22 protein-coding genes and 1 pseudogene are annotated in these 24425 nt (G+C 72.6%); 13 read left to right on the top strand and 10 right to left on the bottom strand.

The window, feature by feature from the left end; all coding sequences use genetic code 11:
• The first annotated feature begins 99 nt into the window (after positions 1–99).
• The 6 genes from ACIRFL_RS12960 to mscL all read left to right on the top strand — a co-directional run bounded on the left by ACIRFL_RS12960 (position 100) and on the right by mscL (position 6135).
• Entirely contained in the window at positions 100–1605 is a 1506-nt protein-coding gene (locus ACIRFL_RS12960; RefSeq protein WP_404027347.1) for a potassium/proton antiporter, read from the top strand.
• 330 nt (positions 1606–1935) lie between these two features.
• Complete coding sequence (locus ACIRFL_RS12965) at positions 1936–3228, top strand: MFS transporter (RefSeq protein WP_404027265.1); 1293 nt, start codon at positions 1936–1938, stop codon at positions 3226–3228.
• 67 nt (positions 3229–3295) lie between these two features.
• Complete coding sequence (locus ACIRFL_RS12970; protein WP_404027267.1) at positions 3296–3637, top strand: FmdB family zinc ribbon protein; 342 nt, start codon at positions 3296–3298, stop codon at positions 3635–3637.
• Positions 3638–3740: 103 nt separating this feature from the next.
• On the top strand, positions 3741–4574 hold the full coding sequence (locus tag ACIRFL_RS12975) for an S-methyl-5'-thioadenosine phosphorylase (protein ID WP_404027270.1): 834 nt from the start codon (positions 3741–3743) through the stop codon (positions 4572–4574).
• Between the two features lie 298 nt (positions 4575–4872).
• Positions 4873–5538, top strand: a complete 666-nt coding sequence (locus ACIRFL_RS12980; RefSeq protein WP_404027273.1) for a hypothetical protein — start codon at positions 4873–4875, stop codon at positions 5536–5538.
• Positions 5539–5676: 138 nt separating this feature from the next.
• Positions 5677–6135 (top strand): large conductance mechanosensitive channel protein MscL, encoded by a 459-nt coding sequence (gene mscL, locus ACIRFL_RS12985; protein ID WP_404027275.1) that lies wholly within the window; start codon positions 5677–5679, stop codon positions 6133–6135.
• Positions 6136–6154: 19 nt separating this feature from the next.
• On the opposite strand, the gene ACIRFL_RS12990 is transcribed toward mscL, so the two are convergent.
• Positions 6155–6331 (bottom strand): hypothetical protein, encoded by a 177-nt coding sequence (locus ACIRFL_RS12990; protein ID WP_404027278.1) that lies wholly within the window; start codon positions 6329–6331, stop codon positions 6155–6157.
• 100 nt (positions 6332–6431) lie between these two features.
• Here ACIRFL_RS12990 and ACIRFL_RS12995 point away from each other — a divergent pair, with 100 nt between their 5' ends.
• The 3 genes from ACIRFL_RS12995 to ACIRFL_RS13005 all read left to right on the top strand — a co-directional run bounded on the left by ACIRFL_RS12995 (position 6432) and on the right by ACIRFL_RS13005 (position 10081).
• Entirely contained in the window at positions 6432–7676 is a 1245-nt protein-coding gene (locus ACIRFL_RS12995; RefSeq protein WP_404027280.1) for a low temperature requirement protein A, read from the top strand.
• Positions 7677–8113: 437 nt separating this feature from the next.
• Complete coding sequence (locus ACIRFL_RS13000) at positions 8114–9142, top strand: P1 family peptidase (protein WP_404027281.1); 1029 nt, start codon at positions 8114–8116, stop codon at positions 9140–9142.
• Positions 9143–9334: 192 nt separating this feature from the next.
• On the top strand, positions 9335–10081 hold the full coding sequence (locus ACIRFL_RS13005; protein ID WP_404027284.1) for a DUF6227 family protein: 747 nt from the start codon (positions 9335–9337) through the stop codon (positions 10079–10081).
• Positions 10082–10122: 41 nt separating this feature from the next.
• Here the strand turns inward: ACIRFL_RS13005 and ACIRFL_RS13010 are convergent, their stop codons facing one another.
• The 4 genes from ACIRFL_RS13010 to ACIRFL_RS13025 form a co-directional block, all read right to left on the bottom strand.
• Positions 10123–10374 (bottom strand): hypothetical protein, encoded by a 252-nt coding sequence (locus ACIRFL_RS13010; RefSeq protein WP_404027286.1) that lies wholly within the window; start codon positions 10372–10374, stop codon positions 10123–10125.
• Positions 10375–10481: 107 nt separating this feature from the next.
• Positions 10482–12638: a fructose-specific PTS transporter subunit EIIC gene (locus ACIRFL_RS13015; protein ID WP_404027289.1), complete on the bottom strand. Its 2157-nt coding sequence runs from the start codon at positions 12636–12638 to the stop codon at positions 10482–10484.
• A gap of 181 nt (positions 12639–12819) precedes the next feature.
• Positions 12820–13767: a 1-phosphofructokinase gene (pfkB, locus tag ACIRFL_RS13020; RefSeq protein WP_404027291.1), complete on the bottom strand. Its 948-nt coding sequence runs from the start codon at positions 13765–13767 to the stop codon at positions 12820–12822.
• Positions 13764–14525: a DeoR/GlpR family DNA-binding transcription regulator gene (locus ACIRFL_RS13025; RefSeq protein WP_404027294.1), complete on the bottom strand. Its 762-nt coding sequence runs from the start codon at positions 14523–14525 to the stop codon at positions 13764–13766. The genes pfkB and ACIRFL_RS13025 overlap by 4 nt, the downstream gene beginning before the upstream one ends.
• Before the next feature lie 578 nt (positions 14526–15103).
• Between ACIRFL_RS13025 and ACIRFL_RS13030 the strand changes: the two are divergent.
• Positions 15104–15634: pseudogene (locus ACIRFL_RS13030) on the top strand (WYL domain-containing protein); the annotation flags it as partial.
• A gap of 51 nt (positions 15635–15685) precedes the next feature.
• Here the strand turns inward: ACIRFL_RS13030 and ACIRFL_RS13035 are convergent.
• Positions 15686–16480 (bottom strand): TetR/AcrR family transcriptional regulator, encoded by a 795-nt coding sequence (locus ACIRFL_RS13035; protein WP_404027349.1) that lies wholly within the window; start codon positions 16478–16480, stop codon positions 15686–15688.
• A gap of 502 nt (positions 16481–16982) precedes the next feature.
• On the bottom strand, positions 16983–18005 hold the full coding sequence (locus ACIRFL_RS13040; protein WP_404027296.1) for an RNA polymerase sigma factor RpoD/SigA: 1023 nt from the start codon (positions 18003–18005) through the stop codon (positions 16983–16985).
• Between the two features lie 226 nt (positions 18006–18231).
• On the opposite strand from ACIRFL_RS13040, the gene ACIRFL_RS13045 reads away from it, so the two are divergent.
• On the top strand, positions 18232–18750 hold the full coding sequence (locus tag ACIRFL_RS13045) for a GNAT family N-acetyltransferase (RefSeq protein ID WP_404027298.1): 519 nt from the start codon (positions 18232–18234) through the stop codon (positions 18748–18750).
• 49 nt (positions 18751–18799) lie between these two features.
• Here ACIRFL_RS13045 and ACIRFL_RS13050 read toward each other — a convergent pair whose 3' ends face one another.
• On the bottom strand, positions 18800–19591 hold the full coding sequence (locus ACIRFL_RS13050; RefSeq protein WP_404027301.1) for a dioxygenase: 792 nt from the start codon (positions 19589–19591) through the stop codon (positions 18800–18802).
• 132 nt (positions 19592–19723) lie between these two features.
• Between ACIRFL_RS13050 and ACIRFL_RS13055 the strand changes: the two genes are divergently transcribed.
• Positions 19724–20233 carry a MarR family winged helix-turn-helix transcriptional regulator gene (locus tag ACIRFL_RS13055; protein ID WP_404027303.1) on the top strand — a complete coding sequence of 170 codons (510 nt, stop codon included), beginning with the start codon at positions 19724–19726 and terminating at the stop codon, positions 20231–20233.
• A gap of 130 nt (positions 20234–20363) precedes the next feature.
• Here ACIRFL_RS13055 and ACIRFL_RS13060 read toward each other — a convergent pair whose 3' ends face one another.
• On the bottom strand, positions 20364–21887 hold the full coding sequence (locus ACIRFL_RS13060; protein ID WP_404027306.1) for an MFS transporter: 1524 nt from the start codon (positions 21885–21887) through the stop codon (positions 20364–20366).
• A gap of 238 nt (positions 21888–22125) precedes the next feature.
• On the bottom strand, positions 22126–22770 hold the full coding sequence (locus tag ACIRFL_RS13065; RefSeq protein ID WP_404027309.1) for a TetR/AcrR family transcriptional regulator: 645 nt from the start codon (positions 22768–22770) through the stop codon (positions 22126–22128).
• Between the two features lie 308 nt (positions 22771–23078).
• Here ACIRFL_RS13065 and ACIRFL_RS13070 point away from each other — a divergent pair, with 308 nt between their 5' ends.
• Positions 23079–24380, top strand: a complete 1302-nt coding sequence (locus tag ACIRFL_RS13070) for a M6 family metalloprotease domain-containing protein (protein WP_404027312.1) — start codon at positions 23079–23081, stop codon at positions 24378–24380.
• Positions 24381–24425 lie beyond the last annotated feature (45 nt).

The following is a 24425-nucleotide window of genomic DNA, read 5'->3' on the forward strand; positions in this document are numbered from 1 at the left end:
AATGAAGTAGTTGGGTGCGGTCCAAGCGGTGTACCGCAGCCTCGATCGTGTACATGAGCGTCGCGCCCCTCGCGCGCGAGCCGGTGAAGGGATGCGCTGCTGACTGTCGACCACCTCAACCAGCTCCTGCTCGTCTGCTCCCTCGTCCTGCTCGTCGCCGTGGCGGCGGTCCGGATCTCCTCGCGCAGCGGGCTGCCGAGCCTGCTCGTCTACCTGGGGATCGGCATCCTCATGGGCCAGGACGGCATCGCGAAGATCCACTTCAGTGACACCGAACTGACCCAGGTCATCGGGTACGCGGCCCTGGTCGTGATCCTGGCCGAGGGCGGTCTCAGCACCAAGTGGAAGGAGATCAAACCCTCGCTGAGCGCGGCCTCCACGCTGGCCCTGTGCGGCGTCGCGGTGAGCGTCGGGGTGACGGCGTCGGCCGCGCACTTCCTTGTCGGGCTGGAATGGCGGCAGGCCCTCATCATCGGGGCGGTGGTGTCCTCGACGGACGCGGCGGCGGTCTTCTCGGTGCTGCGCAGAATCCCGCTCCCCGCGCGCGTGACGGGCACCCTGGAGGCGGAGTCGGGCTTCAACGACGCCCCGGTGGTCATCCTGGTCATCGCCTTCTCCACCGCGGGACCGATCGAGCACTGGTACGTGCTGCTGGGCGAGATACTGCTGGAGTTGGCCATCGGCGCGGCCATAGGGCTCGCGGTGGGCTGGCTCGGCGCCTGGGGCCTCAGGCATGTGGCGCTGCCCGCCTCGGGTCTCTACCCGATCGCCGTGATGGCGATCGCGGTCACCGCCTACGCGGCCGGCGCCCTGGCCCACGGCAGCGGCTTCCTCGCGGTCTACCTGGCCTCGATGCTGCTCGGCAACGCCAAGCTGCCCCACTGGCCCGCCACGCGCGGCTTCGCCGAAGGGCTCGGCTGGATCGCCCAGATCGGCATGTTCGTCCTGCTCGGACTGCTGGTCACACCGCACGACCTGGGCGACGACTTCCTGCCGGCCCTGGTCATCGGCCTGGCGCTGACCATGGTCGCGCGTCCGCTGAGCGTGGTGCTCAGCCTGGTGCCGTTCCGGGTGCCGTGGCGGGAACAGGTCCTGATGTCCTGGGCCGGGCTGCGCGGCGCCGTGCCCATCATCCTGGCGACGATCCCCATGGTGAACGGCGTCGCGGGCAGCCGCCGCGTCTTCAACATCGTCTTCGTCCTGGTCGTCGTCTTCACCCTGGTCCAGGGGCCGACGCTGCCCTGGCTCGCGCGGATGCTGAAGCTCGGCGACGGCACGGAGGCGGCCGACCTCGGCATCGAATCGGCGCCCCTGGAGCGGCTGCGCGGGCATCTGCTGTCCTTCGAGATCCCCGAGGGCTCCCGGATGCACGGCGTCGAGGTGGGCGAACTGCGCCTGCCGGCCGGCGCCGGGGTCACCCTGGTCGTGCGCGAGGGCAAGTCGTTCGTACCGATGCCGACGACCGTGCTGCGGCACGGGGACGAACTGCTCGTGGTCACCGTCGACCCCGTCCGCGACGCCGCGGAACGCCGGCTGCGCGCGGTCGCCCAGGGCGGCAAGCTGGCCGGGTGGCTGGGCACGGACGGAGCGGGAGCGGGACGCTGAGGTTGCTGAGGTTAAGGGCGTGTTTCGTACGGTTCACACCTCCCGCAATCCCAGGCGAACGCGCCTTGCAGTGCCCGCTTTCACAGGTGTGCGCGCCCTCGACCCCTGTAGGGTGAAGGCACCCCTGATCGAACCAACTCTGTCTGACGCAGAGCTGGCGCGACCGTATGGCGGCCGGACGCCCTCAGGTGTGGGCGCCGGCATCTACCGCAGTTCCGCGCAAGAGGACAGCTCTCGGCGCCCCGCGAGGCGCGTGAACCGAAGGAGCGCGCTCCGGAGGTGAACGGCCCGGCAAGGGTCGCGCTACCAGGCGGCAGAAAGGCACGGGCCGTGGCGTCCACGGTCACCACCGAGCCGTCGGAGGACCCGGCGGCACCGTCCCGCCCGGGATACGGACAACTGCTGCGCACGCGCGGCGCATGGACGTTCCTGCTCCCCGGCTTCGCGGCGCGCCAGCCGTTCGCGATGCTCACCCTCTCCATCGTGCTGCTCGTGCGGCACACCACCGGCTCGTACGGCGCCGCGGGCGCCGCCGCGGCCGTCACCGGCGTCTCCATGGCGCTGTTCGCCCCCTACAGCGGGCGCCTCGCCGACCGCTACGGCCAGCGCGCCGTGCTGATCCCCGGCGTCCTCGTGCACGCGCTGTCGGGCCTCGCCCTGACGGCGCTCGCCCTGGCGCACGCACCCCTGTGGGCCCTGTTCGCGGCGGCCGTGCCGACCGGCGCCTCGGTGCCGCAGATCGGCCCCATGGTGCGCGCCCGCTGGGGCGCGAGGCTCCAGGGCTCCCCGCTGATGGCCACCGCCGCGGCCTTCGAGTCCGTCACGGACGAGCTGACCTTCATCGTCGGCCCACTGCTGGCCACGGCCCTGTGCACGACGGTCGACCCGGCCGCGGGCCTCGTCACGGAGGCCGCGCTGACGCTCCTCGGCGGTCTGCTGTTCGCCGCGCGCCGCGGCACCCAGCCGTCGGTGTCCGAGGGCGGCCACGCGCGCGTGCGGCAGGCGTCCGCACTGCGCGTCCCCGGGGTGCGCGTACTGATCGTGACGTTCCTGGGCATCGGCTCGGTCTTCGGCGGCATGCAGGTCTCGCTCGCCGCGTTCAGCGAGTCGATCGGCGAACCCGGGCTGAACGGCGTCCTGTACGGCACCTTCGCGGCGGGCAACATGCTCTCCGGCGTCGTGTGCGGCGCCATCGCCTGGAAGGCCGCCCCGCAGCGCCGCCTCGTGGTCGGCTACACGGCCCTCGCCCTGACCGCGTCCGCCCTGTGGACCGCCCACTCGGCGCTCCCGCTCGCCGGGCTCGGCCTGCTGGTCGGCATGTGCATCGCGCCCGCTCTGATCACCGGCTACACCCTGGTGGAGGACCTGGTCGCGGCCGGCGCCCGCACCGAGGCGTTCACCTGGCTGACCGGCGCGGTCGCGCTCGGCCAGGCGGCCGCGGTCACCGTCGCCGGTCAGCTGGAGGACCGGCTGTGGGACGGCGCCGGATTCCTGGTGCCGCTGGGCGGCACAGTGCTGGCCCTGGTGACCCTGCTGGCACTGCGTTCCCGGCTGGTTCCGCCGTCCCGGCGCCGTACCGTCGCGCGTGGTGTCGGTCACCGCTCGCCGGTCGCGGTGGACTGATCGACGGGAATACGTCACTATGGACCGTCGTTAGCACTCAACGAGTGAGAGTGCCAGGAGGAAGACAGTGCCGACCTATCAGTATCAGTGCACCGAGTGCGGCGAGGGCCTTGAGGCGGTGCAGAAGTTCACCGACGACGCCCTGACCGAGTGCCCCAACTGCGGTGGCCGCCTGAAGAAGGTTTTCTCGGCGGTCGGCATTGTCTTCAAGGGCTCCGGGTTCTACCGGAACGACAGCCGCGGCTCCTCTTCGAGCAGCAGCCCGGCCGCCAAGCCCGCCGCGTCCGGCTCCTCGGACTCCTCGTCCGACACCAAGGCGTCGTCTTCCTCGAAGTCGTCGTCTTCGTCGGCGTCCTCCTCGGCGGCGTCCTCCTCGTCGTCGAGCTCCACCGGCAGCTCCGCCGCCTGAGACTCCTGCCACGAGACCCCGCCGTCACCCGACGGTGGGGTCTTCGGCGTCCCCGGTCGGCGCCGTTTCCCCGGCGTTTTCACCGCCAGCTAGTGTTCTCGTCATGGCGAACGCAGAGATCGGCGTAATAGGCGGCTCGGGCTTCTACTCGTTCCTCGACGACGTGACCGAGATCCAGGTGGACACGCCCTACGGCGCGCCCAGTGACTCCCTCTTCCTCGGCGAGATCGCCGGCCGGAGCGTCGCCTTCCTGCCCCGGCACGGCCGCGGCCACCACCTGCCGCCCCACCGCATCAACTACCGGGCCAACCTCTGGGCCCTGCGGTCGGTGGGCGTGCGCCAGGTCCTCGGTCCGTGCGCGGTGGGCGGCCTGCGGCCCGAGTACGGGCCCGGCACCCTGCTCGTCCCTGACCAGTTCGTGGACCGCACGAAGTCGCGGGCGCAGACGTACTTCGACGGGCTGCCGCTGCCCGACGGCACCGTGCCGAACGTGGTGCACGTCTCCCTGGCCGACCCCTACTGCCCCACCGGGCGGGCCGCCGCGCTGAAGGCCGCCCGCGGCCGGGACTGGGAGCCGGTGGACGGCGGCACGCTGGTCGTGGTGGAGGGCCCGCGGTTCTCCACCCGCGCCGAGTCGCTGTGGCACCAGGCGCAGGGCTGGTCGGTGGTCGGCATGACCGGCCACCCCGAAGCGGCGCTCGCCCGTGAACTGGAGCTGTGCTACACGTCGTTGACGCTCGTGACCGATCTCGACGCGGGCGCGGAGACCGGTGAGGGCGTCTCGCACGACGAGGTGCTGCGGGTGTTCGCGGCCAATGTGGACCGGCTGAGGGGCGTGCTGTTCGACGCGGTGGCGGCCCTGCCGGACACCGCGGCACGCGACTGCCTGTGCGCCGGCGCGCTGGGCGGCATGGATCCGGGGTTCGAGCTGCCGTAGGTGGCGGCGAGACGTTGTACGTGACGGCGGGGGCGGGCAGCGGTACGTGACGGCGGGGGCGGGCTGGCGTAGGGCGTGCGGGTTCGGGTCGCAGTAGATGACGGGGGCGTGCTGCGGTAAGTGACCGCGGAGGCGGGCTGCCGTAGGGCGTGCGGGTTCGGGTCGCCGTAGCCGGAACCTCACGTTCGGGTGGGCGAGTTGTCCACAGGGCGGCCGTCTTCCACCGGCTCCGGCGAGCGGCGGCGCGAGGCGTCATCGTGGCACGCAAGCCGATTCCGCGCCGCAGGTGGTGGTCCTCATGTCCGTCCGTCCCCCGCACTTCTCCCAGCCGGCCTCTCCCTCCCCCGCCCCCACTCCCCCACACCTCCCCCCGCAGACCTCCGCACCCTCTCCCCCCTCTCCCTCCTTTCCCGCGTCGTCCTTTCCGCCCCCGCTTCCCGCCCCGCGCCCGCTGGGCACCGATGCGCCGGCCACCTGCGAGGTCCCTCAGTTCCCGCCGGTGCGGGTGCGCGGCGGGCGGTACGGACTGCAACGGCTGGTCCGGCACCGCAGGCGCGCCGTCGCGGCCGGTCTCGCGGTCACCGCCGCCGCGCTCGTGGCGGCCGGACCGCGTGCCACGACGGATCCGCACCGCGCCGAGGGGGCCCGCGGCCACCCCGCGGCCGAGCCCGTACGGCGGCCCGACGCGGTCGAGGCGGTGACCGCGCCGGTACGGATCGCCGATGCCGCCACCGTCCGGCTGCTGCGGCCCGGCGACCGGGTCGACGTCGTCGCCGCACAGGATCCCACCACGGGCGGCGAGGCCCGCGTGCTCGCGCGCGGTGCGCGGGTGACGAGACTGCCCGAGCCCCTGGACGGCGCCACGGAGAGCGGGGCGCTCGTCGTGCTCTTGGTGCCACGTGACACGGCTGCCCGCCTCGTGGCGGCGAGCGCGACCGCACGGCTGGCGGTGACGCTGTGCTGAACCGGCGCACACATTGTCTTGACGACACGCTGTCAAGTCCCTCGTTCGAGGGAAGAAAATCGACAGGATGGCCGTATGGTGCCGTAGGTTGCGGAGCGCTTTGTTCCACCCCCTGTGCGCACGAGGAGAGTCCCCGAGGTGAGCGAGAAGAAGGAACCGAGCATCTGGCAGGGCTTCAAGGCCTTCTTGATGCGCGGCAACGTCGTCGACCTGGCGGTCGCGGTGGTCATCGGCGCCGCCTTCACGAACATCGTCAACTCGGTGGTGAAGGGCATCATCAACCCGCTGGTCGGGGCGATCGGCACCCAGAACCTCGACCACTACAGCTCGTGCCTCAGCTCGTCGTGCACCGGCACCGACGGCATCCAGCTGATGTGGGGCTCGGTCCTCGGCGCCACGCTGAGCTTCGTGATCACCGCCGCGGTGGTCTACTTCCTGATGGTGCTGCCCATGGCGCGGTACCTGGCCCGGGTCGAGGTCCGCAGAAAGGCCCGGGAGGGCACGCGGGAGGTCATCGAGGTGACCGAGCTTGAGGTACTCAAGGAGATCCGCGACGCGCTGGTCGCGCAGCGCGCCTCGGACGGCGACCGGCGCTAGCGACCCGGCGGGGTCCGCGTCACAGGTGGTGCGGAGGCTTCTCGTCGAGGAAGCGCTTCAGGTCGGCGGCGCCGTCGCCCTCACCGGCCTCGTCCCAGCCGCGGTCCGTGTCGTCCGAGGACTGCTGGCTGAGCGGGTCGTCGAAGACGAGCGCGGCCTTGGGGTCGCGCGGCTCGGGGGCGGGGGCGCTGCTCATGCCTCAAGGGTACGGCCGCGGCTCTTCGGCCTCCGGATCCGTGCCCGTATGTGAACCGGCCCACAAGATTTCAGTGAGGTTTTCTGCTGTGCTGAGAGGCATGACGCCCAGTTCCGCCCCGCCGCCCGCCTCCGCGGGCGTGCCCCAGACACCCCGTCCACTGCGCCGGCTCACCGCCCGCGGACGCGGTGAGCCGCACCGCGTCGCCACGCCGCTCGAACTCTTCTTCGACCTGTGCTTCGTCGTGGCCGTCGCGCAGGCGGGCGTCGAGCTGGTGCACGCGGTGGCGGAGGGCCACGCGGGCAACGGCATCCTCCACTACGCGATGCTGTTCTTCGCCATCTGGTGGGCCTGGATGAACTTCTCCTGGTTCGCCTCGGCGTACGACAACGACGACGCGCTCTACCGCATCGTCACCCTCGTCCAGATCGCCGGTGTCCTGGTCCTGGCCTCGGGGATCCCACGGGCGTTCGAGCACCATGACTACCTCGCGGTCTGGCTGGGCTACGCGATCATGCGGTTGGCGATGGTCGCGCAATGGCTGCGGGCCGCGAGCACCGCGGAGGGCGCCGAGCGGACCACGGCCCTCAGATACGCCGGCGGTGTGCTGCTCTGCCAGGTCGGCTGGCTCGGCCTGGTGGTGCTGCCGGCTCCCGCGCGGTCCTGGGTGTTCCTGGTGATGGTGATCGTGGAACTGTGCGTGCCGCTGTGCGCGGAGCGGCACCACAGCACCGCCTGGCATCCGCACCACATCGCCGAGCGGTACGGGCTGTTCACGATCATCGTGCTCGGCGAGACGATCGCCGCGGCCACGGTCGCCGTGAAGTCCGCCGGGGCCGAGCACAGCGCTCTCGGCACGCTCCTGCCGATCGCCGCCGGCGGCCTGCTGATCGTCTTCTCGGCCTGGTGGATCTACTTCGCGGTACCCATCCACGGGCATCTGCGCTCCAGCAGAGAGGCGTTCCTGTGGGGCTACGGCCACTATGTGGTCCTCGCCTCGGCGGCCGCGATCGGTGCCGGACTCGAAGTGGCGGTCGAGGAGGCGGTGGGCAAGGCGCACCTGTCGACCCTGTCCGCCTCGGCGGCCGTCACCCTGCCCACGGCGCTCTATCTGCTGACGGTATGGGCCCTGCACGCGCGCCACTTCAAGGCGGGCATCGCCCAGCAACTGGTGCTGCCGGCAGCGGCGTTGCTGGTGATCTGCTGCACCTTCCTGGGCCACTGGGCGGTGCTCGCGGCGGGCATCGTGGCCGCCCTGGCGGTGACGACAGGGGTCACCCTGACGGCCCGCGCCACACCCCACGGAACCGGAAGAAAGGCAAGACGGGCCACCTCCCCCACCTGACCCCACGAGCACGCCCACTGCCCGACGCCATGGGCTACGCGCCCCGCGCCCGGGGGTACGTCAACCGCCCGACGCCATGGGCCACGTCCACCGCCCCACGCCAGGGTTACCTCCACTGCCCGACCCCACGGGCCACGCCCACCGCCCGTCCCACGGACCAGGCTCCCCGGCCCGGCCGCCCCGGCCCCGAGCACCGGCACCCCGACCGACCCTCCCCGCACCCGCCCAGGCCACGCCCGTCGGCCGGCCAGCCGTGCCCGGCGAGCAGCCCAGCACGCACCGGGCACGGCCGTCGGCCAGCCCCAGCCGCCCCCTCCCGGCCCGGCACCCCCTGCCCGGCCGCCCATCGGTAGCCGCACCCCTTCCACCACCGCCGAGCGTGCCCGTCCACAAACTCGGCCTCCCGGGGGCTCGTCTCCGGGAGGAGACTGGCCGGCATGACAGTTGACGCATTGACGGACGTCGCCGGGCTTCGGGTGGGTCACGCGACCCGGACCGGCGGTGGGCTGCTCACCGGGACCACGGTCGTCCTCGCCCCGGAGGGCGGCGCCGTGGCCGCCGTGGACGTGCGGGGCGGCGGGCCCGGCACCAAGGAGACCGACGCCCTGGACCCGCGCAACCTGGTGCGTACGGTCGAGGCGGTCGTGCTCACCGGCGGCAGCGCGTACGGCCTGGACGCTGCCTCCGGGGTGATGGCCTGGCTTGAGGAGCGCGGGCGCGGGGTGCGGGTCGGGGCGGACCCCGCGCATGTCGTGCCGGTGGTGCCCGCCGCCTGTGTCTTCGACCTCGGGCGGGGCGGCGACTTCCGGGCGCGCCCGGACGCGGCCACGGGGCGTGCGGCGGTCGAGGACGCCGCGGCGAGCGCCCCGGGCACGCCGGTCGCCGAGGGGTGTGTGGGCGCGGGTACGGGCGCCGTGGTGGGGCGGCTCAAGGGCGGGGTCGGCACCGCGAGCACGGTCCTCGGCTCGGGGATCACGGTGGCCGCGCTGGTGGTGGCCAACGCGGCGGGGTCGGCGCTGGATCCGCGGACGGGTGTGCTCTACGGGGAGCTGTTCCAGGGACGGGTGACGTATCCGGAGGCGCACATCCACGAGGCCGCAGGCCGGCGCCTTTCCGAGGCCGCCGCGCGGAACCAGGCGCCGCCGCTCAACACCACGCTGGCCGTGGTCGCCACCGACGCGGACCTCTCGAAGGCGCAGGCGCAGAAGGTGGCGGGCACCGCGCACGACGGCATCGCGCGGGCCGTGCGACCGGTGCATCTGCTCAACGACGGCGACACGGTCTTCGCGCTGGCCACGGGAGACCGTCCGCTCGACGCCGGGAACCCGCTCGCGCTCAACGACATCCTCGCGGCGGGCGCCGACGTGGTGACGCGCGCGATCGTGAAGGCCCTGCGGGCCGCGGAGCCGGTGGCCGGACCGGGCGGGACATGGCCGTCGTACGAGGAGTTGTACGGCACCCTGTAGGCGAGACGGCACGGCCGCGGGGAAGTGCGGTCCGACCGGCGGTTTTTGACGGGACATCGGGCCGCACGGGAACTTTCCCGGCGGCCCCCGCGTTTTCGTGGCGTACGTTTTCTCGGTTCCCGGACATGATGTCCGATGGAGGGGCTACGGTATGCACCCACAAGGTGACATGCAGCAACGCCGGGAGAAGCCTTGAGCGTTCCGTACGAGACGGCAGCGTGCGAAGCCGCCGAGTCGCCCGAGTCTGCGGAGGAGCACCTCGCGCGGCTCCTCGGCCGCGCCCTGAACTCCTTCGAACTGCCCGACGAGGCGATACAGCGGCTCGACTGCGCGCTGGCGCACGACAGTTCGCTGCACTCCGCGCACCACAGCGCCGGCCTGCACCGGGAGACGTACCGGCACACCTGGCTGCTCACGGACGGCTCGGCGGTCACGCTCTGGGAGCTGGTGCACAACACCGCGCCCGGCAGCGAGCCCCAGCACGAGGTGTACGCGGACGAAGAGGAACTGCAGGCCGCCACCGCCCGGCTGCCGCTGCCGTCGCACGACCCGGACTTCGAACTGCCGGTGCTGGTGCAGTTGCCGCCGGTCCCCGCGCCGCGGCACGCGTACGCACCGGACGACTCCGCGGACCACGCGCGCCGGCTGCTGCGCCGCGCGGAGAACGCGGACCGGCCGGACCGGGAGACGGCGGCGCTGCTCGCGACGGCGTTCGCGCACCAGATCTCCCAGGCGTTCGGCCGCCCGGGGCGGGCCGGCCGGGCGAGGCTCGGCTTCGCGCTGTACGAGCACGCGTTCCTGCTGCATGACGGCAGTGAACTGTCCCTGTGGGAGGTCGAGCACACGGCGACGCCCGACGGACGCCACATGTGCGAGGTGTACATCACGGAGGACGCGGCCCGCGCCGCCATGGAGCGCCGGGCGGCCCGCCGGTCCTGAGGCGTCCGGGCCCGGCGGGCCGGTGCGCCGCGCGGCGCTCGTCAGCGTCGGCCGAGCCGCCGTACCAGGCCGGCGAACGCGTCCTGTTCCGCCGGGGTGAGTTCGACGGCCTCCAGATGGGGCGCCGCCTGACGCTGGCGCGGAAGCCCGGACAGGTCGTGGCCCGAACGCTCGGCGGCGCCCCCGGAGCGGGCCCGGCGCAGCAGGAGCACCAGCACGGCCGCCCAGGCGACGGCCGCCAGGACCAGCAGGGTCAGGCCCAGCATCGCGAGGATCGAGACGTCATCAGGCATGCGCCCCAGTAGACACCACGGTCCGGACCTTACGGCCCGGACCGTGAGCTATCTCGCAGGTGCCGTGAATCACTCACAACACCCCAAACGGACAGGCGCGTCGGCGCCTACGCCGCCACCGCCTGCCTCGCCTGCGCCGGTGCGGTGGACGGGTTCGCCGCCGGTTCCGCGGTGCCCTCCGGGGCCGGCCTGCGCAGGCCCTTGAGGAGGACGACCAGCGCTGTCGTGACGCACACGCCGGCCGCGATGGCGACCAGGTAGAGCAGCGGGTTGCCGATCAGCGGGACCACGAAGATGCCGCCGTGCGGGGCGCGCAGGGTGGCGCCGAAGGCCATCGACAGGGCGCCGGTGATCGCACCGCCGACCATCGAGGACGGGATGACGCGCAGCGGGTCCGCCGCCGCGAACGGGATCGCGCCCTCCGAGATGAAGGAGGCGCCCAGCACCCAGGCGGCCTTGCCGTTCTCGCGTTCGGTCTGGGTGAAGAGCCTGCCGCGCACGGTCGTGGCCAGGGCCATCGCCAGCGGCGGCACCATGCCGGCCGCCATCACCGCGGCCATGATCTTCATCGCGGAGTCGCTGGGGCTCGCGACCGCGATGCCGGCCGTGGCGAAGGTGTAGGCGACCTTGTTGACCGGGCCGCCGAGGTCGAAGCACATCATCAGGCCGAGCAGGCCGCCCAGCAGGACGGCGTTGGCGCCGCTGAGGCCGTTGAGCCAGTCCGTCATGCCCTTCTGCGCCGAGGCGATGGGCTTGCCGATCACGACGAACATCAGGAACCCGACGATCGCCGAGGAGATCAGCGGGATCACCACCACCGGCATGATGCCGCGCAGCGCCGTCGGGATCTTGACCTTCTGGATCGACAGCACCACGCCACCGGCGATCAGACCGGCCGCCAGACCGCCGAGGAAGCCGGCGTTGATGGTCAGCGAGATCGAGCCGCCGACGAAGCCGGGGACGAGCCCTGGGCGGTCCGCCATGCCGTAGGCGATGTAGCCGGCCAGCACCGGGACCAGGAAACCGAAGGCCACACCGCCGATCTGGAACAGCAGCGCGCCCCAGCTGTCGGCCTGGGTCCACACGAAGTGGTCCATGACCGACGGCGCCTTGTTGATCTTGTAGCCGCCGATCGCGAAGCCGAGGGCGATGAGCAGGCCGCCCGCGGCGACGAAGGGGACCATGTAACTGACGCCGGACATCAGCCACTTGCGCAGCCTGGTGGCGTAGCCCTCGGTGGCGTCGCCGGAGCGCTCGACCGGGGTGCCGCCCGGCTTGGCGGCGGCCGTGACCTCGCCGCGTTCGGCTCTGTCGCGGACCTCGGCGATCAGCTCGCCGGGGCGGTTGATGCCCGCCTTCACACCGACGTCGACGGTCGGCTTGCCGGCGAAGCGGTCCTTGTCGCGGACGGGCACGTCGTGCGCGAAGATCACGGCGTCGGCCGCCGCGATCACGGCCGGGTCGAGCCGGGTGAAGCCGGCCGAGCCCTGGGTCTCGACGACGACCTCGACGCCCGCCTCACGGCCCGCGTTCTCCAGCGACTCGGCGGCCATGTAGGTGTGGGCGATACCGGTCGGGCAGGAGGTGACGGCGACGATGCGGAACGGTTGCTCCGCCGCGGCGGCCCGGTCCGCCGCGTCCGCCGCGGGAACGTCCTGGTCGACCGCGCCGGCGGCGCTGCCCGCCGTGGCGCCGGCGGAGGCCGCCGCCGGCGCCACGGCGGTGTCCTCGGAGCCGTGCGCGCCACCGGCGGCGGCGCCGCGAGCGGCCTCGGGAACCCCCTCGGAACCCTCCGCGGCCGGTGTCGGCTCGGCCGTCGGCGGCTCGTCACCGCGGATCAGCGCCGCCGCCGCCCGCGGGTCGGCCGCCGACCGCAGCGCGGACGTGAACTCGGCGTTCATCAGATGGCGGGCCAGCGACGACAGGATCGTGAGGTGGGCGTCGTCGGCACCGGCCGGGGCCGCGATCAGGAAGATCAGGTCGGCCGGACCGTCCGCCGCACCGAAGTCGATCCCGGCGGCGCTGCGCCCGAAGGCCAGCGTCGGCTCGGTGACGTGCTCGCTGCGGCAGTGCGGGATGCCGATGCCGCCGTCCAGGCCGGTCGGCATCTGCGCCTCACGGGCGGCCACGTCGGCGAGGAAGCCCTCCAGGTCGGTCACCCGGCCCAGGGCCACCATGCGCTCGGCGAGGGCGCGTGCCGCCGCTTCCTTGGTGTCGGCGGACAGGTCGAGATCGACCAGGTCCGCGGTGATCATGTCGCTCATCGCGGGCTCCTTCGCTCGCGTATCGCCCGGGGAGTCGGGTGGACGGGAGAGGTGGGGACAGGGGTGGTGGTGGCGGGGGTGGTGTGGGGGACGGTGAGGGTGGTGCCGGCCGGTGAAGCGGCGCCGTGCCGGCTCCGGTCCGGTTCGCGGGCGCGGGCCGGCGCCGGGGTCGTACGGCCGCTCATGACACCGGCTCCGTGAGTTCGCGGTCCGTCGGGGGCCGTTCCGTGACCGTCACCGCCGCCGGGTCCAGGTCGGCCGGTGTCGGCATCACGCTGCCGGGCAGTTGGACGGCCGCCGCGCCGTGCGCGACGGCGGAGGCCAGCGCGTCGGGCCCGCTGCCGCCCGCGATCAGGAAGCCGGCCAGGGACGCGTCACCGGCGCCGACATTACTGCGTACGACGTCGACGCGGGCGCTGCCGAACCAGGCGCCCGTACCGTCCACGAGCAGCTGCCCGTCGGCGCCGAGGCTCGCGAGCACGGCCCGCGCGCCCCTCTCGCGCAGTTCCTCGGCCGCCTTCACCGCGTCGCCGACCGTCGCCAGGGGGCGGCCCACGGCCTCCGCCAGTTCCTCGGCGTTCGGCTTCACGACGTCCGGGCGCTCCCGGAGCGCCGCCAGCAGGGCCGGGCCGGAGGTGTCCAACGCGATGCGGGCGCCGACGGCGTGCGCCCGCGCGACCAGGTCGGCGTACCAGGCGGGTGCCAGTCCGCGCGGCAGGCTGCCGCAGCAGGCGATCCAGTCCGCGTGCCGGGACTGCCCGCGCACGGTCTCCAGCAGTAGTTCCTGCTCGGCCGCGGACAGCTCGGGACCGGGTGCGTTGATCTTCGTGAGCACCCCGTCGGCCTCCGCGAGTGCGATGTTCGAGCGAGTGGCCCCGGCGACCGGGACCGGGGCGACCTCGATGCCCTGCGCGTCCAGCAGTTCGGCGACGAGTGCGCCCGGCGCGCCGCCCAGGGGCAGTACGGCGACCGTGCGGCGGCCGGCGGCGGCCACGGCGCGGGAGACGTTCACGCCCTTGCCGCCGGGGTCCATGCGTTCGCCGGTGGCGCGGATGACCTCACCGCGCTCCAGCGCGGGGACCTCGTAGGTGCGGTCGAGGGACGGGTTGGGGGTGACGGTGAGGATCATGCGCGCACCACTTCCGTGCCGCCGCGCTCGATGGCGTCGGCGTCTTCGGGGCTCAGCCCGCTGTCGGTGATCAGCAGGTCCACGTCGCCCAGGTCGCCGAAGCGGGCGAAGTGCTCCTGGCCGTGCTTGGCGGAGTCGGCGAGCAGGACCACGCGGCGGGCCGCGGTGACCGCCGCGCGCTTGACCGCCGCCTCGGCGAGGTCGGGGGTGGTCAGACCGTGCTCGGTGGAGAAGCCGTTGGCGGCGACGAACAGCAGGTCGGCGCGGATCTCGCCGTAGGCGCGCAGCGCCCAGGCGTCCACGGCGGCCCGGGTACGGTGCCGGACCCGCCCGCCGACCAGATGGAGCTGGATGCCCGGGTGGTCGGCGAGCCGCGCCGCGATCGGCAGGCTGTGCGTGACGACCGTGAGCTGGGCCTCCAGCGGGATGGCCGCGGCGAGCCGGGCCACCGTGGTGCCGGCGTCGAGGATCAGCGTGCCCTCGGCCGGCAGTTCGGCGAGGGCCGCCTTGGCGATGCGGTCCTTCTCGTCGGCGGCCGTGGACTCGCGCTCGGTGAGGTCCGGCTCGAAGTCGAGGCGCCCGGCCGGAATGGCGCCGCCGTGCACCCGGCGGAGCAGGCCGGCCCGGTCGAGGGCCTTCAGGTCGCGGCGGATGGTCTCCGCGGTGACCTGGAACTCCTCGGCCAGCGACACCACGTCGACCCGGCCGCCCTCACGGGCGAGCCGCAGGATCTCCTGCTGCCGCTCCGGTGCGTACATGCCCGCTTGCCTCCGAACCTTGCCCGAACGTGTGGTTTCTCCTGAAGGCTACGCCCGAATTTCCGGGAAGTAAACAGACCCAGAAACCAACCAGACACAACCGGACTCCCACAGGCCCGACAGGCTCTGCACCGGCACAGGCCCCGGCGCGCACGCAAGGCTCGGTGAACGGGCCTGAGCTTGACGGGCCCACCGACCCCGGTCAGATATCCGGAGTCGCCGGCCGTCCCGGACTCGACAGGCACACCAGACGTGGCGCAGGCCCCAGACCCCGCGGGGCTCAGCCCACGCGCCGGGCTGGCGGACGCACCGGCGTGGGTTCCAGGCGCGGAGGTGGTGGTCGAGCGCCGGGCGTGGTGCGTGCCCCGGGCCTGGTGGACGGACCGGGGCCTTGGCGGGGCGTTTCTGGCGCGGGGAGGCCCCGGGGCATCATGGCGCCGGACCCTGTTCGGGAGGGATGCCTGTGGACGGTGTTCACCAGTTCGCCCCGTCGCAGCGGGCTGCGCCGGGCTGGGCGCGGGCCCGAGACTCGACAGGCGCTCCGGACGTGGCGCACGCCTCAGCCTCGGCGTGCGCACCAGATCCGGCAGGCACACCGGACTGGTGCAGGCCCCCGGACTCGGCGGGCGCCCACGGCTTGGAGCAGGGAGTCGCGGCGGTTGACGGAGCCGTACCGGCTGGTGTCGACCGGGCGTCGGTGGTACCTCGTCGCCTACGACCTCGACCGGGACGACTGGCGCACGTTCCGGGTCGACCGGGTGGGCGAGCCGTTCGCGACCGGGACGCGGTTCGCTCCGCGGGAGCTGCCGACGGGCGGTGCGGCGGAGTATCTGCGGCGGTCGATCCACCGGCGGCAGGAGACGTACGGGGTCGTGGTGGCCTTCGCCGCGCCGGCGGACGTCGTCGCCCCGCGCCTGCCCGCCTGGCTCGGCACGCCGGAGCCGGCCGACGGAGGGGGCTGTGTCGTACGCGGCACCAGTGGCGAGCCCGTGGACTGGCTCGCGCTGCGGCTGGCCCTCGTCGGCCACGAGTTCACCGTCCGGGAGCCGCCGCAACTGATCGAGTGCGTACGGAAGTTGGCAGCCCGCCTGACACGCGCCGCGGGCTGACCCCCGCGGTCACCCGGTCGGGCACCCGGTCCGCGCTCCCGTCCGCCCGGCTCAGGTGCTCGGCCACGGGAAGCCGTGCAGTGCGGCCAGGTTGCGCAGGGCGAGTGCCGCGGGGCCCTCCTCGCCCGTGGCCGCCGCAGAGCCCGCGGCCCACGACTCGACGGCCACCCGCACCGCCGCGCTCGCCACCGCCGCACCGAACTGCAGTTCCGGAGAGACAACGCCGCCGGAGGCGTCGGGTCCGGCACCGGGGCCATCAGGTCCGGAGGCGGGTCCGGCACCGGGGCCATCAGGTCCGGAGGCGGGTCCGGCACCGGGTCCGTCGGGGCCCGCGGCGGTGGTCGGCGGGCGCAGGCGGGACGCGAGGACGTCCGCCAGTGTCCGCTCCGCCGTCTGGCACACCTCGGCCCACACCCGGCGCAGCGCCGGGCTGGTGTCGGCGAGGCGGACGAGGGTGCGGACCCACTCCCAGGAGGCGGCGGAGACCCCGCTGCCCGGAGTCAGCACGTACCGGGTGGCATGCTCCAGGGCCGCGGGCAGCGGGAGGTCGGCCGGAGCGGTGCGGACGGCTTCCGCCCAGCGCTGGGCGCCCGCCGCGTAGAGCGGGGCGACGGCCTCCTCCTTGGTGGCGAAGTACCGGTAGAAGGTGCGCGGGGCGATGCCGGCGGCCTGGGCGATGTCCTCGGCGCGGGTGGCCCGCAGTCCCTGACCGGCGAAGAGCCGGGCCGCCGCGCGGGCGATCTCCGCACGGGTCTCCGCCTTGCGCCGCTCGGTCAACGAGCCGGAGACAGCTCCCGGCAGCCCGGAAAGCGCCTGGTCGGAACCGGGATCGAGGGGACTCGCCATGCTCACGTCGGCAGGCTATGCCCCTGTGGCAGAATCTGCCATTCGGTGGGCCACCCCGTGGTTCAGGTACGGGGTGCCCCACCGGCACGCCTCAGCCGGCTGCATGACGAGAACGGCCCGCCTCAGTCGGCGGCATGACGAGACCGACGCGACGGCCCGCGGGCGGCGCGGGCGACCGGGGCAGGAAGAAGGCAAGAAGAAACCGGGCTCCGGCGCCCGGGGGGGATAGGCGCCGAAGCCCGGCTCTGGGAAGGTCCCGGCGCCGGGGGGAGTGCGTCGGGACGTGGCTCAAGGGACCGTGGGCGGCCACGGGTTGCGGGCCCGGGCCCCCGATCCCCAACTCCTGGGCCCGGAGAGTTTGTTCCCGGGCTCCGGGGAGTTGAAGCGACGGTACACAGCCATGTTTGCGCGGTCTTCCGCCACCCGGCGCACGCGGGGGGCGACGGTCGCACGGCGCCTGCGGCGAAGGAGCCGCGCGCCCCGCACATCCGGCTCCCGCCGCTCACGCGGCGGCGTCGAAACCGGTCTGGCGGGCCAGCTTCTTCAGCTCCAGCAGCGCGTGCTTCTCGATCTGGCGGATGCGCTCACGCGTCAGGCCGTGCTCCTTGCCGACCTCGGTCAGCGTGCGCTCCCGGCCGTCCTCGATGCCGTAGCGCATCTTGATGATGGAGGCCGTGCGCTCGTCGAGGCGGCCGATCAGCTCGTCCAGACCCTCGCTGCGCAGCAGCGTGAGGACGGACTGCTCGGGCGAGACCGCCGAGGTGTCCTCCAGCAGGTCGCCGAACTGGGTCTCGCCCTCGTCGTCCACCGACATGTTCAGGGAGACCGGGTCACGGGCCCAGTCGAGCACGTCGGTGACGCGCTCCGCCGTGGAACCCAGCTCGGTGGCGATCTCCGCGGGCTCGGGGTCGCGGCCGTTCTCCCGGTTGAACTCGCGCTGCACCCGTCGGATGCGGCCCAGTTCCTCGACCAGGTGGACGGGCAGGCGGATGGTGCGGGACTGGTCCGCGATGGAGCGGGTGATCGCCTGGCGGATCCACCACGTCGCGTACGTGGAGAACTTGAAGCCCTTGCGGTAGTCGAACTTCTCGACCGCGCGCACCAGGCCCGCGTTGCCCTCCTGGATCAGGTCCAGCAGCGGCAGGCCGCTGCGCGGGTAGCGCCGGGCGACGGCCACGACCAGGCGGAGGTTGGATCGGATGAAGACGTCCTTGGCCCGCTCCCCCGCGTCGACCAGGGCCTGAAGCTCCTCACGGGTGGCGTCCGTGCGGGACTCCTCCTCGCCGTCGAGGACCTGCTGCGCGAACACGCCCGCCTCTATGGTCTGGGACAGCTCGACTTCCTTGGCGGCGTCGAGCAGCGGCGTACGCGCGATCTCGTCGAGGTACATGCCGACGAGGTCGCGGTCCGCGATCTCGCCGCCACGGGCGCGGACGCTGCTTGCCGAGTTGGCCGTCTCTCCCCCAGCGGTCTGGGAGGCACCCCCAGGGGCGGACTGACGACGGGCGACGGCACGGGTTGCCATGCGTGCTCCCTTTCGAATCGGGGTCCCCCGGTCCGGCCGGAGCCGGGGCCGGGAGAGGGCCGGCGGGTGGTCCTGCTGAACGCTCAGCACTCAGAGAACTCCTCGGACTCTCGTTGAGTGCCCTGCATCCGAAGGAAACAACGACTGGAATCCGGACAGAATTCCCAACCCGCCCCCCAGTTTTTCTGATCATGCAGTACCCTGTGCCGCCACACGAGGAGGCGCGATGCCGTCGGAGCGTACGGATGTGCAGGTCAGGGCGGGGGCCGAGGGCGACCTCGAAGCGCTCACCGACCTCTACAACCACTACGTACGCGAGACCCCGATCACATTCGATACCGCGATCTTCACCGCGGAAGAGCGCCGCCCTTGGCTGCTCTCCCATCCCGTAGACGGTCCGTACCGTCTGATGGTTGCCGTGGCCGCGGACTCTCAGGAAATTCTGGGCTACGCCACATCGAGCCCTTACCGTGCGAAGCCCGCGTACGGCACCTCGGTGGAGACCACGGTGTACGTCGCCCCGCGCGCCGGCCGCCGCGGCATCGGCACGCTGCTCTACCAGGCGCTCTTCGACGCCCTGGCCGGACAGGACCTGCACCGCGCCTACGCGGGCATCGCGCAGCCGAACACGGCGTCCACGCGGCTGCACGAACGCTTCGGCTTCCGCCACGTCGGCACGTACCGCGAAGTGGGCCGCAAGTTCGGCCGCTACTGGGACGTCGCCTGGTACGAAAAGGAACTCTGAGCCACACCCCCGTCACAACCCCGGCGCGCCCCGGGGCACGCCACGACGCTCAGCCGAACTGGACCGAGCGCTTCGCCATTCCCAGCCAGAAGCCGTCGATCACCGACTTCGGTACGGCCGGGCCGGCGCCGTCGTCCGCCGCGCCCATGGTGACGAACAGCGGAGCGAAGTGCTCGGTGCGCGGATGCGCGTAGCGGCCGGCCGGTGCCTTGTCGAGGAAGTCGAGCAGGGCGTCCCAGTCGCGGGCTTCGAGCGCCCGGCGGCCCCAGTCGTCGAACTCGGAGGACCAGGCGGGCACCCCGCCGCCGGTATGGCGCAGCGCGGCCAGGTTGTGGGTGAAGAAGCCGGAGCCGACGATCAGCACGCCCTCGTCGCGCAGCGGCGCCAGCCTGCGGCCGATCTCCATCAGGCGCACCGGGTCGAGGGTCGGCATGGAGATCTGCAGGACGGGGATGTCGGCCGCGGGGAACATCTCGACGAGGGGGACGTACGCGCCGTGGTCGAGGCCGCGGTCCGGGATGTCCTGGACCGGAGTGCCGGGCGCGCGCAGCAGTTTGCGCACGGATTCGGCCAGCTCCGGGGCGCCGGGCGCCGCGTAGGTGACCTGGTAGTAGTGCTCGGGGAAGCCCCAGAAGTCGTAGACGAGGGGGACGGTCCGGACGGCGCCGAGGGCGAGCGGCGCCTCCTCCCAGTGGGCGGAGACCATGAGGATGGCCTTGGGCCGCGGCAGTCCTGCGGACCAGGCGGCGAGCTGGCCGGGCCAGACGGGGTCGTCGGCGAGCGGCGGGGCGCCGTGGCTCAGATAGAGGGCGGGCATGCGTTCCTGCGCGGCGGCGGACATGACGGCGGCTCCCTCCGGTGGACCGGGTGGCAGGGCGCCCCGCGGCCAGTTGCTTTAAACCTCAAGCTCTCACCGAAGACCGTACGCCCAACTTGTTCAAGTTTCAAGGAGATGCCTCGTACAGTGGACCTCATGGACACGGCACCCGGCTCCGCCCCGCAGCACCGCTGGCTCACCGACGACGAACAGCGCGTGTGGCGCTCGTACCTGAACGCCACCACCCTGCTGGAGGACCACCTCGACCGCCAGCTACAGCGTGAGGCGGGCATGCCGCACATCTACTACGGACTGCTCGTCCAGCTCGCCGAGGCCCCACGCCGCCGGCTGCGGATGACCGAGCTGGCCATGAAGGCGAAGATCACCCGCTCCCGCCTCTCGCACGCCGTCGCCCGCCTGGAGAAGAACGGCTGGGTGCGCCGCGAGGACTGCCCCGCCGACAAGCGCGGCCAGTTCGCGGTGCTGACCGAGGACGGCCACGAGGTGCTGCGGCGCACCGCTCCCGGCCATGTGGCGGCCGTGCGCCAGGCGCTGTTCGAGCGGCTGACCCCCGAGCAGCAGAAGGCCCTCGGCGAGATCATGGAGATCGTCGCCGAGGGCCTTCAGCCGAACGAGGCGGGTGCGGACCTGCCCTGGCTCCGCTGAGCCGCTCCCGCAGGGAGCCGGGGCAGGTCCCGGACCTCACCCGGAGCACCGGGCAGGTCCCGGACGTCGTACGCGCGCGGCGTCCCCTTCCGCGCCCGCACGACACAGGCCGAGCGGGTACCCGGGCGGTTCAGTGGGCGACCACCGGCACCGCCACGTCGTCCTCGACGCCCTCGCCCGTGGCCGCCGCGCCACCGGGACGGCCGGCGTTGACGAGGGTCAGGGCGATGGCCGCGGCGGCCACCAGGATGCCGACGGCGAACCAGATGGCGCTGGTGTAGCCCTCCACCATGCCCTGGAGCTGCACCAGCTGCCGCTGCTGCCCGTTGGTCGCGGTCGCGATGTGGTCCTTGATGTACGAGGTCGTCGCGGAGGCGGCGATCGTGTTCAGCAGCGCCGTGCCGATCGCGCCGCCCACCTGCTGCGAGGTGTTGACCATCGCGGAGGCGACACCCGCGTCCCGCGGCTGGACGCCCTGCGTGGCCAGCGACATGGCGGGCATGAACGCCGTACCCATGCCGAGGCCGAGCAGCACCATCGCGGGCAGCACCGTCGAGGCGTAGGTGGAGCCGATCTCCAGCTGGGCCAGCAGGAACATGCCCGCCGCGGCGACCAGGAAGCCCGGACCCATCAGCAGCCGGGGCGCGACCCGGGTCATCAGGCGGGTACCGATCTGCGTCGAACCGGTGATCATGCCCACGACCATCGGCAGGAAGGCGAAGCCGCTCTGGATCGGCGAGTAGCCCTTGACGACCTGGAGGTAGTAGGTGAGGAACAGGAAGGTGCCGAACATCGCGATGATCGCGAGACCCAGCGAGAGGTAGACGCCGCCGCGGTTGCGGTCGGTGATCACACGCAGCGGCAGCAGCGGCGCCTTGACCTTGGCCTCGGTGACCACGAAGGCCAGCAGCAGCACCGCCGACGCGACGAACAGTCCGATCGTCACCGAGTCGCCCCAGCCGTCGGACTCGGCGCGGGTGAAGCCGTAGACCAGCGAGACCAGGCCCAGGGTGGACAGGATGACGCCGGGGACGTCGAGCGGGGAGCGGTTGCGGCCGCCCTCCGGCTCACGGATGACGAAGTAGGCGCCGGCCGCGGCGACGATCGCGAACGGGATGTTGACGAAGAACGTCCAGCGCCAGTCCAGGTACTCGGTGAGCACACCGCCGAGGATGAAGCCGACGGCGCCGCCGCCACCGGCGATCGCACCGTAGATGCCGAACGCCTTGGCGCGCTCCCGGGCGTCCGTGAACATCACGGCGAGCAGGGACAGCGCGGCGGGCGCGAGCAGGGCACCGAAGACACCCTGAAGGGCGCGGGCGCCGAACATCATCGCGCCGGTGGTCGCCGCGCCGCCGAGCGCGGAGGCCGCGGCGAAACCGACCAGACCGATCACGAAGGCGCGCTTGCGGCCCCACAGGTCGGCGACCCGGCCGCCGAACAGGAGCAGCCCGCCGAACGCGAGGGCGTAGGCCGTGACGACCCACTGCCGGTTGCCGTCGGAGATGCCCAGGTCCTGCTGGGCGGAGGGCAGGGCGATGTTCACGATGGTGGCGTCGAGGACCACCATCAGCTGGGCGAGCGCGATGAAGACGAGCGCTTTCCAGCGGTTGGCGTCGGGGACGCCGGTGGCCTTTGAGGCTGTTTCAGACATGGGGGTACCCATTTCGGGACTTCGGGACTTCTTGACCTTCACAAGGGAAGGCCGGGACGTCGTGACGGAACGATGATCGAAAATGGACGGCGCGTCGCCGCTGACGGCCGGATGTGGTGTGCAACGCCGTGACCGGCGCGGAAGACGAACGTGCCCGACGCGGAAGCGGTCGTGGTACGCGGATACGGACGTGACTGACGTGCTGCGAGAAGGCCGGTTCACGGCCCGGGACTGAGCGTCAGGTCTGGCGCAGATCCTCCATGGTCGCCGCCGTGCCCGGCAGGGCGGAGCGGGCCGGGGCCCGCAACCCGTCCAGGAACAGCTGAAGGTGCCGGTGGACGAAGGGGTCCAGGCTGAGACAGCCGAGACCGGCCGGCGGCCGGGACAGCTGGGCCACCGCGACCATGACGTCCCCGACGCCGACGTCCGGCCGGAGCTGGCCCGCAGCCCTGGCCCGGTCCATGACCTCGCCGATGAGGTTTTCGGTGCGCTCCCGCGCGGCCTTCAGGTCGGGGTGGTTCTGGTCGAAGGTGCTGCAGACCATCGGGCACAGCGCGCTGATCCGCTCGTCCGCGGCGACGTGCACGAAACGCTCCAGCGCCTCGAAGGCGTCCCCGGTCTCCGCGAGCGCCTGCTCGGCCGCCTCCGCGGTACGGTCCATCACGGAGCAGACGACCTCGCGTACGAGCGAATCGCGGTCGGGGAAGTTGCGGTACACCGTGGCGTTGCCGACGCCGGCCCGGCGGGCGATGTCGTCGAACGGCACATCCGGGCCGTGTTCCACGAACATCTCCCGGGCGGCGCCGACGATCCGCTCGCGGTTGCGCAGGGCGTCGGCGCGGGGCCTGGTCGCCTTGCGCTGCACGGCGGTCGCGGTCTGCACGGCGTACTCCTCGGTCGGTGGGCTGGGCTTCTCGTTCGGTTTGCTTGGGCTTCGGTCGGTTTACTGGCCTGGTTCACGGGATCCGGGGAAGGACTCCCCGTTTCCGCACGGACACAGGTCTAAACGGGGAAACGATCCCCGGATATTTCCCGCCCACCGAAAGATTCCTGTGACCTGAGTCACACCCATTCGGCCCGAGAAACCCACGTTCGGTCTCCTCCAGCGCGCGCCCGGCGCCCCGACGACTCAGGGTGATCGCAAGGGTGCAGCCGGAGACCGGCGGCTGCCGTGGAGCGAAAGGCCCCTGCATGCAGCCGCAGTCGCAGCCGCAGCCGATCGCCCGTCGGATACGCCCGCGGCGCGTGGCCGCTCTCGCCTCCGTGACCGCCCTGACCCTGGCGGTCAGCACCTCCGCCGGGACCGGACGCCTCATACCCGGCGCCACCACCGCGGGCGCCGGCTCCGTCCCCGGCCTGGCCCGCACCGCAGCCCTCGCCCCCTGCCTCATCAACGGCGCCCGCGAGGTCCAGATGACGGAGGGCGTCCCCACCGCCGGCGGCTACGCCCGCTCCACCGGCACCGTCCGCGCACTGACCTTGATGGTCGACTTCCCCGACGCGCCCGGCGAGGGCGACGCCCTCGACCGCTTCCACGAGTTCTTCCCGCAGACCCAGGAGTGGTTCCACACCGCGTCCTACGGCCATCTCGACTACCGCGCCGAGACCCCCATACCGACCTGGCTGCGGATGCCGAAGGCGTTCGAGGACTACGGCATAGAACGCGGCGCCCCCTTCGACCCGGGCTACCGCCAACTGGTCCAGGACATCGTGTCCGCCGCCGACCCGACCGTGGACTTCCACAACTACGACCTTCTGAACGTGCTGGTCAGCCCCGACGCCGGCCCCTCCGCCCTGGACACCGTGCTGTCCGTGACCTTCGCCGGCAACGGCGAGGCCCCCGTGGCCGACGGCGTACCGATAGCCAACGCGTCCTTCGTCTACTCCCGCCAGGACGACGGCTCCGGCTCCTACGCCCGCACCGGCTACCGCGTACTCCCCCACGAGAACGGCCACGTCTTCGGCCTGCCCGACCTCTACACCCAGGACGGCGGCGGCGCGGTCGGCCACTGGGACATCATGAGCGAGGACTGGGGCGCCAACAACGACCTGCTCGGCTGGCACAAGTGGAAGCTCGGCTGGCTGGACGTCGACCAGGTCAGCTGCGCGGCCACCCCGGGCACCAAGGAGTTCACGCTGAGCCCGATGTCCCGGCCCGGCGGCCACAAACTCATCTTCGTCCCGCTCACCGCGCACACCGGCTACGCCCTCGAACTGCGCACCCCCGGCGGCAACGACGAGGCCGTGTGCCATCCCGGCATCCTCATCTACAAGGTCGACGCGAGCATCGACACGGGCCGCGGCCCCATCACGGTGTACGACGCCCACCGCGACAGCGGCGGCTGCACCCGCAGCCCCAACGTCCACGCCGAACTCTCCGACGCCCCCTTCGGCCCGGGCGAAACCTTCAAGGACCCCCGCCGAAAGATCACCGTCGAGGTGACGACCGAGGAGCCCAACGGGGACTACAAGGTACGGGTGGATCGGGGGTGACGGGGGTGGTGGGGCGGATGACCGTGGGCGGCGGGTGCCGCTGAG

It is taken from the genome of Streptomyces sp. NPDC102462 (genome assembly GCF_044765425.1).
Lineage (GTDB): Bacteria > Actinomycetota > Actinomycetes > Streptomycetales > Streptomycetaceae > Streptomyces.